We start from the raw sequence: 11123 nt of genomic DNA, 5'->3' as shown, positions 1-11123 counted from the left end.
TCGGCGTGTGCGGATGCGTGTGGCCGGATCGCGTCCGGCTTGGAGTCCACTTGACCTGGAGTGCACTCCAGTGCCTACGGTCAGTCGTATGAATCCCACGCTCCCTCTCCGCCGCCTCGGCCAACTGTCCGTCTCCGCCCAGGGTCTGGGCTGCATGGGGATGAGTCACGGCTACGGCGCGTCGGACGACGACCAGTCCGTCGCGACCATCCACCGCGCCCTCGAACTGGGTGTCACACTGCTCGACACTGCGGACTTCTACGGCGCGGGCCACAACGAGGAGCTCATCGGCCGGGCGCTGGCCGGGCGTCGCGACCAGGCCGTGGTGGCCACCAAGTTCGGCTTCGCCAGCCGGCTGGGCGAGCCGGTCCGGATCCGGGGCGACGCCGCGTACGTCAGGCAGGCCTGCGACGCGTCGCTGCGCAGGCTCGGCACCGACCACATCGACCTCTACTACCAGCACCGGGTTGACCCGGACGTCCCCATCGAGGAGACGGTCGGGGCGATGGCGGAGCTGGTCGCGGCCGGCAAGGTCCGCCATCTGGGGCTCTCCGAGGCGAGCGCACGGACTCTGCGGCGCGCCCACGCCGTACACCCGATCGCCGCCCTGCAGAGCGAGTGGTCCCTGTGGACCAGGGACCTCGAAGCGGAGATCGCCCCGGCCTGCCGTGAGCTCGGTATCGGGCTGGTGCCGTTCTCACCGCTCGGCCGCGGCTTCCTGACCGGCCGGTACACCTCGCTCGACGGCCTGCCCGACGGCGACCTGCGCCGCAGCCAGCCCCGCTTCGCCGACGGCAATCTGGAGCAGAACCTCGCCATCGTGGACCGGCTCGGCGAGCTGGCCGCCGCACGGGGTGTGACAGCCGGCCAGCTGGCACTGGCCTGGGTGCAGCACAGGGGCACCGACGTGGTGCCGATCCCGGGGACCCGCAGGGAGAAGTACCTGGAGGAGAACGTCCGGGCGGCGACCCTGGAACTGTCGGACGCCGAAATCGCGGCGATCGACGAGGCGGCCCCGGCGGGATCGGTCGCGGGCACCCGCTACGACCAGGGCAGTCTGGCCTTCGTCGACCGCTGAGCCGGCGGCGGGGCGGCCGGTGGCGGCGCCGCGGTTTCGATCATACGCACAACAAATACAGAGCAGCAGAAACCCGCGGGCGCCCAGGACGTATCCAGCCGATACGCCCCGGGCGCCCGCATCTGCGAACGGGGCTTCTCACCAGGCATCTCGGGCCGGTGGCATCAGGACCTCTGGAAACATCCGCAGCGATGGCGTATTAGTACTGTCAGCAAACAAATTCGGCGGGCAGCAGCCTGCAGCCGCCCGCGCCCTCGTCGACAAGAGGCTGATCATGCCGGACCGTTTCACCCCCACCGCCGCGGACAGGTTCACCTTCGGTCTGTGGACCGTCGGCTGGAAGGGCAACGACCCCTTCGGTGATCCCACCCGCACCGCCCTCGATCCGGTCGAGTCCGTGGAGCGCCTCGCGGAGCTGGGCGCACACGGGGTGACCTTCCACGACGACGACCTGATCCCGTTCGGCTCGTCCGAGAGCGAGCGCACGGAGCTCGTCCAGCGCTTCCGGAAGGCGCTGGACCGCACCGGCCTCACGGTGCCGATGGCCACGACGAACCTGTTCACCCACCCGGTGTTCAAGGACGGCGGGTTCACGTCCAACGACCGCGACGTGCGGCGCTTCGCCCTGCGGAAGACCCTGCGCAACATGGATCTGGCGGTGGAGCTGGGGGCGCGGACCTATGTCGCCTGGGGCGGCCGCGAGGGCGCCGAGTCCGGTGCGGCCAAGGACGTCCGGGCGGCGCTCGACCGGATGAAGGAGGCCTTCGACCTGCTCGGCGAGTACGTCGTGGAGCAGGGGTACGACCTGCGCTTCGCCATCGAGCCCAAGCCGAACGAGCCGCGCGGCGACATCCTCCTGCCCACCGTCGGCCACGCTCTCGCGTTCATCGAGCGGCTGGAGCGCCCGGAGCTGTACGGGGTGAATCCGGAGGTCGGCCACGAGCAGATGGCAGGGCTGAACGTCAGCCACTCCGTCGCCCAGGCGATCTGGGCGGACAAGCTCTTCCACATCGACCTCAACGGCCAGTCCGGCATCAAGTACGACCAGGACCTGCGCTTCGGGGCGGGCGATCTCCGCCAGGCGTTCTGGCTCGTCGACCTCCTGGAGAGCTCCGGTTACGCGGGCCCGCGCCACTTCGACTTCAAGCCGGTCCGCACCGACGGCTTCGACGGCGTCTGGGAGTCGGCGAAGAACTGTATGCGCAACTACCTGATCCTCAGGGAGCGTGCGCTGGCGTTCCGCGCCGACCCGGCCGTCCGGGAGGCGCTGGCCGCGTCCCGGCTGGACGAACTGGCCCTGCCCACGGCGCCCGACGGCCTCAAGGGTCTGCTGGCGGACCACTCCGCGTACGAGGAGTTCGACGCCGCGGCGGCCGCGGACCGCAGCATGGCCTTCGAGGCTCTCGACCAGCTGGCCATGGAGCACCTGCTCGGCCTGCGCTGACCTCACGGGCCCATGGCGAAGGGCCGTACCCCCGCGGTGCTCAGCGGGGGTACGGCCCTTCGTGGCCTCGCGGCCCGTCCGCCTACTTGCGGATCAGGTTGCGCAGCACGTACTGCATGATGCCGCCGTTGCGGTAGTAGTCCGCCTCGCCGGGGGTGTCGATGCGGACGACCGCGTCGAACTCCACTCCGGTGTCGGTGGTGACCTTGACCGTGCGGGGCGTGGTGCCGTTGTTCAGCTCGGTGACCCCGGTGAAGGAGAAGGTCTCCTGGCCGGTCAGCCCGAGCGACTCGGCGGTCTTGCCCTCCGGGAACTGGAGCGGCAGGACGCCCATGCCGATGAGGTTCGAGCGGTGGATGCGCTCGTACGACTCGGCGATGACGGTCCGGACGCCGAGCAGCGCGGTGCCCTTGGCCGCCCAGTCACGGGACGAGCCCGAGCCGTACTCCTTGCCCGCCAGGACGGTCAGCGGGATGCCGGCGGCCTGGTAGTTCTGGGAGGCGTCGTAGATGAACGACACCGGCCCGTCCGCCTGGGTGAAGTCGCGGGTGTAGCCGCCCTCGGTACCGGGCGCGATCTGGTTGCGCAGGCGGATGTTGGCGAAGGTCCCGCGGATCATGACCTCGTGGTTGCCCCGGCGCGAGCCGTAGGAGTTGAAGTCGCGGCGCTCGACGCCGTGCTCCGTGAGGTACTTGCCGGCCGGGGTGTCGGCCTTGATCGCGCTGGCCGGGGAGATGTGGTCGGTGGTGACCGAGTCGCCCAGCTTGGCGAGGACCCGGGCCCCGGTGATGTCCTCGACCGGGGTCGTCTCCATCGTCATGCCCTCGAAGTAGGGGGGCTTACGGACGTAGGTGGACTCCGGGTCCCACTCGAAGGTGTTGCCGGTCGGGATCGACAGGGCCTGCCACTGGGCGTCACCCGCGAAGACGTCCTGGTAGGACTTGTTGAACATGTCCTCGCCGATGGTGTTCGCCACGACGTCGTTGACCTCGGCCTCGGTGGGCCAGATGTCCGCCAGGTGGACCGGCTTGCCGTCCTGGTCCGTCCCGAGCGCGTCCTTGGTGATGTCCACCTTCATGGAGCCCGCGATGGCGTACGCGACGACGAGCGGCGGGGACGCCAGGTAGTTCATCTTGACGTCGGGGTTGATGCGCCCCTCGAAGTTGCGGTTGCCCGAGAGCACCGACGTCACGGCCAGGTCGTGGTCGTTGACGGCCTTCGAGACCTCCTCGGGCAGCGGGCCCGAGTTGCCGATGCAGGTGGTGCAGCCGTAGCCGACGAGGTTGAAGCCGACCTTGTCGAGGTAGGGGGTGAGCCCGGCCTTGTCGAAGTAGTCGGTGACGACCTTGGAGCCGGGGGCGAGCGTGGTCTTGACCCAGGGCTTGCGGGTCAGGCCCTTCTCCACGGCCTTCTTGGCGACGAGCGCCGCGGCGACCATGACGTACGGGTTCGAGGTGTTGGTGCAGGAGGTGATCGCGGCGACGGTGACGGCGCCGTGGTCGATCTCGTACGTCGAACCGTCGGGGGCCGTGACCGTGGTGGGACGGCTCGGCACACCGTTGTGGGTGGCCGGGGCGTCGGAGGCCGGGAAGGACTCCTTGCCCGACTCCTCGTCCTCGGAGACGTAGTTGCGGACGTCCTGTGCGAACTGCGCCTTGGCGTTGGCGAGGACGATGCGGTCCTGCGGGCGCTTCGGGCCGGCGATGGAGGGGACGACCGCGGCGAGGTCGAGCTCCAGCTTCTCGGAGAAGTCGGGCTCGGCGGCCGGGTCGAGCCAGAGGCCCTGCTCCTTGGAGTACGCCTCGACGAGCGCGACCTGCTTCTCGTCACGGCCGGTCAGGCGCAGGTACTTCAGCGTCTCGTCGTCGATCGGGAAGATCGCGGCGGTGGAGCCGAACTCCGGCGACATGTTGCCGATGGTGGCGCGGTTGGCGAGCGAGGTGGCGGCGACGCCCTCACCGTAGAACTCGACGAACTTGCCGACGACGCCGTGCTTGCGCAGCATCTCGGTGATCGTGAGGACCAGGTCGGTGGCGGTGGTGCCGGCATTGAGCTCGCCGGTCAGCTTGAAGCCGACGACGCGCGGGATGAGCATCGAGACCGGCTGGCCGAGCATCGCGGCCTCGGCCTCGATCCCGCCGACGCCCCAGCCCAGCACGCCCAGGCCGTTGACCATGGTGGTGTGCGAGTCGGTGCCGACGAGGGTGTCGGGGTACGCCTGGCCGTTGCGGACCATGACGGTGCGGGCCAGGTGCTCGATGTTCACCTGGTGGACGATGCCGGTGCCCGGGGGGACGACCTTGAACTCGTCGAAGGCGGTCTGGCCCCAGCGCAGGAACTGGTAGCGCTCCTTGTTGCGGCCGTACTCCAGCTCGACGTTCTGCGCGAAGGAGTCCGACGTACCGAACTTGTCGGCGATGACGGAGTGGTCGATGACCAGCTCGGCCGGGGCGAGCGGGTTGATCTGCGCCGCGTCACCGCCGAGCTCCTTCACGGCCTCGCGCATGGTGGCGAGGTCGACGACGCAGGGGACGCCGGTGAAGTCCTGCATGATCACGCGAGCCGGCGTGAACTGGATCTCCTGGCTCGGCTGGGCCTGCGAGTCCCAGCCGCCGAGCGCCCGGATGTGGTCGGCGGTGATGTTCGCGCCGTCCTCGGTACGCAGCAGGTTCTCCAGCAGGACCTTCAGGCTGTAAGGCAGGCGCGCGGAGCCCTCGACCTTGTCCAGCTTGAAGATCTCGTACGACTCGTCGCCCACGCGCAGCGTGCTGCGGGCGTCGAAGCTGTTCGCCGACACGACAGTCTCCTTCATCAAAGTGCGCGTTCTACCGCGCCGCGCCTCGTTTGCGGCCGGCGCCGAGTGGTGCCGCCTACGGCTGCTCGGCCATCCGCTACAGTGAGGGCTAGTTAGGTAACCCTTACCGAGGTGACGGCCGCGATGCGCCTCGGCAGATATCTCGATGTCGAGATAACTCTAGTACACGTCCGCGCGGAGGTCATGCGGGGCTGCCCCCGACCGCTCCCATCCGGCCGGGGCGCTTGCCCGTCCGACCCGGTCGCTCCTGCTCGCCCGCCAGTCAACCAGGACCTGGCGTTTCCGACGTGTGCGGTGGCCGTGGCAGTCGTCCGTCCATGCGGCCGCGCCCCACCCCCGGCCGGGAGGGGGGCTGCCACCACCCGAGGGGGCCCGCCCGCACGCCCGGCGGGTTCCGGAAGCCGAGGTCGCCGGGTGATCGCCCGGGTCGGGAGCGCGGCAGCTGCGGAGCCGGCGCCCGGCGCCCGCCCCGACGCCGAGCAGCGCACCGAGCAGCGCACGGACTCAGAACGACACGGTGAGGGCGATCACGACGATGTTGGCGAGGAGGTACGAGCCGGTCGCGGTGGCGAAAATGCGGTTGTTGAAGCGGCGCGCCGCCGGCAGGGCCATGGGATCGGTCAACAGCTTCATGAGGTAGGTGGTGTTGGCGACACCGACCAGTACGTAGAGCAGACTCATGAAGTGGATCTCTTCGACCAGCGTCACGTTCAGGAAGGTGCCAAGCGCCTCGTCGACCGCCCGCAGGTTGAGCATGATCGTGAAGAGCGCGGTCCCGAGAATCCCGAGCCGCGCGACCATGGCGACCTCGTTGTCCTTCGACCAGATAAGAAACGAGACCAGGGCGACCAGGAGAGCCACGTACACCGGCAGGATCTGCTTGCCGAAACTCGTGATGTCCTCTCGGGTGAGCTGGAACTCGACCACCAGCTGGGAGTAGTGGCTGCTGCCTCCTTGCTTGAGCCGGGGATCGCCGAAGTTCGTCCTGTAGGGCGCGTCCCCGATACCGATCCGGAATTTCGTGATCTTGAAGTCGGCGGGATGGATCCTGGGGTTGTACGTGGAGTTCTTCGCATCCGCCCGGTAGACGAACCGCGACTTGTCCAGCCTGTTCTCCTCGACCTGGATCCGGACGACCTGTTTGTCGAACGGAAAGTTCGTCAGGTCCAGGGTCTGCCGGAAGGTCCCGGACACTTTGACCTGCGTCCAGTACTCGTTGCCCACCTTCTCGCTGGACGGCGCGGTCAGCATCGTCTTCGTCGCGTTCGTGAATTCGAGACGCTGGACAGCGGCAAGGTCCTTGCGCGGGCACACGCTCCAGAGCCACAGGTCCGCGTTCACGGTGCCCTCGACCGGATCCACCGCGTAGAGGTCGGTGACGTAAGCCCCGACGACGCAACTGGGCACCGCCGCAGCGGCGGGCGGGGCGATGATCAGCGCGCTCAGCACCGCGGCGGCCGCTGCGAGCAGGACCCCCGCTCCACACCTCAGCCGGGCCAGGAAGTCACGCCTCCCGTCCACCGGCCCGCCGTACGAACGGGGCATACCTGCGAGCCTCCAAGAACACCGGCGGGAGCAGCAGGAACTGCCTCAGGGGAGCGTTTCCACGCGGGACCATAACCCGGCGGCCGAGGCAACATCGTGATCACAGCGGCTCACCCCCGCGGACCGGCCCGGGATGCACCCGTACGGCCCATGCCCGGGGCCGCGGCGCGGCTGTCGACGCGGCTCGCCGACCGCCGCACCAGCCCGCGCAACGGCTCCGGCGGCCCACGGCTCCGGCAGAACCCCGCTCCGCGGCTACGCGTCCGGGCGGTTCTCCCGCGCCGTGTCCCTGCGATCGCGCCGCGCGCGGTCCGGCCCGTCCGCCTGCGAGCGCTGCCTGCGGCCGAGCGCCAGCTTGACGGGGGCCAGGACCAGCCATGTCCAGATGGCCGCCTTCGGGAAGAAGAAGGCGACCGGCACCGTCGCAGCGAAGACCAGGATGGTCGAGCCCAGATCCAGGACGATGTTCTGGGCGACGTGGCGCGAGATCGGGTGGGCCATCCACGGGCGGAACCAGACCGTGAGAAAGAGCGCCAGTTCCAGCAGGTCGATGACGACGACGGTCGCGGCGTAACAGGCCACGGCCGGCGGCTTGGACGCGTAGTCCGACAGCAGGGTGGTCGGGAAGGGGACCAGCGCGATGGCCCCCAGCCCGGCCAGAGCCAGCCGCAGCGTCAGCCCGTCCACCTGGCGGACCAGGTTCAGGATGCGCCGGTGGTCGCGCCAGAACCCCGCGAGGATCGTGAAACTCAGCGCGTAGGCGCCGAGTGCGGGCAGCATCCCGCTCAGGGCCTCACGGAAGGCGTCCGCATGGAGGCCGCTCGCCACCCGGATGTCCAGCACGAGCAGCGTCATGGCGATGGCGAAGATCCCGTCGGAGAGCGCCACAAGCCGCTCCGGCCCCTTCTCGTCCACTCCGCCGGTGCGCATCCGGCCCAGCGTGATCGGGACCGGGCGCAGGACCCCTCCATTACGCCGACGGCGGGCAAGCCGGACGGTCTGCGGGTACGGCGCAGGTCAGCGTGCGGCACGGCTCCGGCCATGGCACGGCGCGGACGCCGGCCCTCCCGCGCCGGCCGGCCACCGGACGGCGCGCTGCCGCTGCCCACGCCGGCCGCCGGACGGCCCTCTCACTCCAATGGCCCACCCGGAGAGTCGGCATCTCATATGTGAGATAGCGTCTGCTCCATGGCAGATGACTACCTCGTACGCATCGGCAAGCTCATCCGTGACGCCCGTCAGCACCGGGGCTGGACACAGACTCAGCTGGCCGATGCGCTCGCCACAAGCCAGAGCGCCGTGAACCGCATCGAGCGCGGAAACCAGAACATCAGCCTTGAGATGATCGCCCGGATCGGCGAGGCCCTCGACAGCGAGATCGTCTCCCTGGGCTACGCCGGGCCGATGCACCTGCGCGTGGTCGGCGGCCGCCGGCTCTCCGGCGCGATCGACGTCAAGACGAGCAAGAACGCCTGTGTGGCGCTGCTCTGCGCCTCGTTGCTCAACAAGGGGCGGACGGTGCTGCGCAGAGTCGCGCGCATCGAGGAGGTGTACCGCCTGCTGGAGGTCCTCAACTCCATCGGCGTACGCACCCGTTGGATCAACGACGGCAAGGACCTGGAGATCGCGCCGGGCGCCGAGGTGGACATGGCCGCCATCGACGCGTCCGCGGCGCGCCGTACCCGCTCGATCATCATGTTCCTCGGCCCGCTGCTGCACCGGCTGGACAGCTTCAAGCTGCCGTACGCGGGCGGCTGCGACCTGGGCACCCGCACCATCGAGCCCCACATGATCGCGCTGCGCCGCTTCGGACTCGACATCACGGCGACGGAAGGGCTCTACCACGCCCGGGTGGAGCGGGGCGCCGCGCCCGACCGCCCGATCGTGCTGACCGAGCGCGGCGACACGGTCACCGAGAACGCGCTGCTCGCGGCGGCGCGCAGCGCCGGTGTGACCGTCATCCGCAACGCGTCGTCCAACTACATGGTCCAGGACCTGTGTTTCTTCCTGGAGGCCCTGGGCGTACGGGTCGACGGCGTGGGCACGACGACGCTGACCGTGCACGGGGTGCCGGACATCGACGTCGACGTCGACTACTCCCCGTCCGAGGACCCGGTCGAGGCGATGAGCCTGCTGGCCGCCGCCGTGGTGACGGAATCGGAGCTGACGATCCGCCGGGTCCCCGTCGAGTTCATGGAGATCGAGCTCGCGGTGCTGGAGGAGATGGGCCTCGACCACGACCGCGGCGCCGAGTACCCGGCCGACAACGGGCGGACCCGGCTGGTCGACCTGACGGTACGGCCCTCCAAACTCGAAGCGCCCATCGACAAGATCCACCCGATGCCCTTCCCGGGGCTCAACATCGACAATGTGCCGTTCTTCGCGGCCATCGCGGCGGTCGCCCAGGGCCAGACCCTGATCCACGACTGGGTCTACGACAACCGCGCGATCTACCTGACGGACCTCAACCGGCTGGGCGGCAGGCTGCAACTCCTCGACCCGCACCGGGTGCTGGTGGAGGGACCGACCCGGTGGCGCGCGGCGGAGATGATGTGCCCGCCCGCGCTGCGCCCGGCGGTGGTGGTGCTGCTGGCGATGATGGCGGCCGAGGGCACCTCGGTTCTGCGCAACGTGTACGTGATCAACCGCGGGTACGAGGAGCTGGCCGAGCGCCTCAACTCGGTGGGCGCGCAGATCGAGATCTTCCGCGACATCTGAAAGCCCGCAGAAGAAGCACCGTCACACCCCTCCTGACCTGCATAAATGCGAGGTGAGGTGGGGCGTGACGATGTCTCTGGGACTTCTCTGGGACTTTGAACCAGGAGCGACGGATTACGTGCACCGCGCAGTGGTAGATCCTCCTTGCCCTTTTGCATGACCTGCGTGACGCCGACCCTCTCACCTGCCGTGTACGCCCGTCGTACGGGCCGTGGCGCAGGCCGGGAACACGAGCCAGAGGACAAGGAACCACGCGGCGATGGGCGATTGCGCCGACCAGCCACAACGCCATGGTGTCGGCCAGTGCCACTGGGAGAACGAGCGGGAGCGCCGAGCGCATCGTGCGGAGCAGCAAAGCGGGTCCGAGGACGGCCGGTCGCGACTCCCAGACGCTGGCCTGGAATTTCAGTTGCCGGCCATTGAGGAGCCGGCGGAACGAAACGAATGCGATCAGTGCGGCCACGGTGGCGGGGGCCCGGGTCGCTGCGACCACGCAGATGGTGCGGTCGTCCGCGCTGGACAGATCGGCGAAGCGCGGCTGGAAGGGGCCTGGAGCGTGGGAGCCGCGCCTCTTCACGTGATGGGTCATCGGAAGAGCGTCATCAGAAGTGACATCCAGAGAACCAGCAGGTCAGCTGGGGCTTGGGCCTCGCAAGGAGCTGCTTCCAGTTGTCCGGAGCGTCAAACGAGCGTCACGGTCAAGGCACGTCGGTCCGCTCGCCGGGCGTGAGCCGCCGCCCGGACCAGGTTCCACGTCCAGCGACCCTGCCGCCAACGACGAGCGCGGCCGGCGATGTGGCGACATGGCGCTGTCCCCCACAGGCAGGGGGACGGCCGACTACCACGGTCACCCTCCAACGGCGCTACGGCCAATACGTGCAGGCCCGGCTGCGTGACGTGCCGTCTCCTCCGCTCCGGCCTTCAGGTGTCAGAGCCCTCCCAAGCGGATACCTTCCGCGTGATGCTGGTATTGCCGCCCCTCTCGATCAGGTCATTTGGACAGGACATCCTGGGTGAGGAAGAGCGGCATCGAGTCCTCCCACTGGCTGTCGGTCAGCATCGTCTTGTCGGAACCGTCCGCGTTCATGCTGAAGATCTGGCCGTACGGCTGGAAAGTGTCGTCGTACAGCGCGGCTTCTTCCTGGAAGCCGTACATACCGCTGCTGTAGAGAATGCGGCCGTCGTAGTTCCAGACGGCGTGGCCGTCGTTGGCACCAGCCCAGACCGACGTCGCCCGCCGCCAGACCGAGAAGATCATCACCGAGTGCATGCTCCCGCCCCTCGGTCAGAAGCTGATCGTCGGCGAGCTCGAACAGATCCTCCTCGACACCTCCCGCGGTGCGGACGCCACCGAGTTCGTCGAGCTCCTCTACGACGACATCGAGCGCCACGTCGAGTCCATCAACAACCGCATGGAACTCGCCGCAACCCTGCGGAGATCACCGGCGGCCCCGACGACAGCGACGAACCACCCATCGTGGGAGCCGCCGTCCGCTGACGTTGCCGTCAGGTACTGCCGTCAA

General features: G+C 68.9%; 8 protein-coding genes. 3 read left to right on the top strand and 5 right to left on the bottom strand.

What is annotated here, in order from left to right; all coding sequences use genetic code 11:
* Positions 1-88: 88 nt before the first annotated feature.
* Both OG917_RS26810 and xylA read left to right on the top strand, forming a co-directional pair.
* Positions 89-1078: an aldo/keto reductase gene (locus OG917_RS26810; RefSeq protein ID WP_328320367.1), complete on the top strand. Its 990-nt coding sequence runs from the start codon at positions 89-91 to the stop codon at positions 1076-1078.
* 274 nt (positions 1079-1352) lie between these two features.
* Entirely contained in the window at positions 1353-2522 is a 1170-nt protein-coding gene (xylA, locus tag OG917_RS26805; RefSeq protein ID WP_328320365.1) for a xylose isomerase, read from the top strand.
* Positions 2523-2604: 82 nt separating this feature from the next.
* Here the strand turns inward: xylA and acnA are convergent, their stop codons facing one another.
* From acnA to OG917_RS26790, 3 genes are all read right to left on the bottom strand, one after another.
* Complete coding sequence (gene acnA, locus OG917_RS26800) at positions 2605-5319, bottom strand: aconitate hydratase AcnA (protein ID WP_328320363.1); 2715 nt, start codon at positions 5317-5319, stop codon at positions 2605-2607.
* A 522-nt stretch (positions 5320-5841) separates the two neighbouring features.
* Entirely contained in the window at positions 5842-6882 is a 1041-nt protein-coding gene (locus tag OG917_RS26795; RefSeq protein ID WP_328320361.1) for a hypothetical protein, read from the bottom strand.
* Between the two features lie 255 nt (positions 6883-7137).
* Complete coding sequence (locus OG917_RS26790) at positions 7138-7812, bottom strand: TMEM175 family protein (RefSeq protein ID WP_328320359.1); 675 nt, start codon at positions 7810-7812, stop codon at positions 7138-7140.
* Between the two features lie 258 nt (positions 7813-8070).
* Between OG917_RS26790 and OG917_RS26785 the strand changes: the two genes are divergently transcribed.
* Complete coding sequence (locus OG917_RS26785) at positions 8071-9600, top strand: helix-turn-helix domain-containing protein (RefSeq protein ID WP_328320357.1); 1530 nt, start codon at positions 8071-8073, stop codon at positions 9598-9600.
* On the opposite strand, the gene OG917_RS30675 is transcribed toward OG917_RS26785, so the two are convergent.
* Both OG917_RS30675 and OG917_RS26780 read right to left on the bottom strand, forming a co-directional pair.
* The gene (locus OG917_RS30675; protein WP_443059021.1) at positions 9557-10189 is read right to left on the bottom strand and encodes a DUF6328 family protein; all 633 of its coding nucleotides are present in this window, start codon (positions 10187-10189) and stop codon (positions 9557-9559) included. The two genes, OG917_RS26785 and OG917_RS30675, sit on opposite strands and share 44 nt — an antisense overlap.
* A gap of 402 nt (positions 10190-10591) precedes the next feature.
* Positions 10592-10870: a hypothetical protein gene (locus tag OG917_RS26780; protein WP_328320355.1), complete on the bottom strand. Its 279-nt coding sequence runs from the start codon at positions 10868-10870 to the stop codon at positions 10592-10594.
* Between the last annotated feature and the right edge of the window lie 253 nt (positions 10871-11123).

It is taken from the genome of Streptomyces sp. NBC_00388 (assembly GCF_036061255.1).
GTDB lineage: Bacteria > Actinomycetota > Actinomycetes > Streptomycetales > Streptomycetaceae > Streptomyces.
Note: the sequence above shows the minus strand (reverse complement) of the source record. Positions and strands in the feature narration are given on the sequence as shown.

What these genes read in the sequence shown, in the direction of transcription:
- OG917_RS26795 (WP_328320361.1), bottom strand. Translation starts at nt 6,882, where the DNA reads ATGCCCCGTTCGTACGGCGGGCCGGTGGACGGGAGGCGTGACTTCCTG.
- xylA (WP_328320365.1), top strand. Translation starts at nt 1,353, where the DNA reads ATGCCGGACCGTTTCACCCCCACCGCCGCGGACAGGTTCACCTTCGGT.
- OG917_RS26810 (WP_328320367.1), top strand. Translation starts at nt 89, where the DNA reads ATGAATCCCACGCTCCCTCTCCGCCGCCTCGGCCAACTGTCCGTCTCC.
- OG917_RS30675 (WP_443059021.1), bottom strand. Translation starts at nt 10,189, where the DNA reads ATGACCCATCACGTGAAGAGGCGCGGCTCCCACGCTCCAGGCCCCTTC.
- OG917_RS26785 (WP_328320357.1), top strand. Translation starts at nt 8,071, where the DNA reads ATGGCAGATGACTACCTCGTACGCATCGGCAAGCTCATCCGTGACGCC.
- OG917_RS26790 (WP_328320359.1), bottom strand. Translation starts at nt 7,812, where the DNA reads ATGCGCACCGGCGGAGTGGACGAGAAGGGGCCGGAGCGGCTTGTGGCG.
- OG917_RS26780 (WP_328320355.1), bottom strand. Translation starts at nt 10,870, where the DNA reads ATGCACTCGGTGATGATCTTCTCGGTCTGGCGGCGGGCGACGTCGGTC.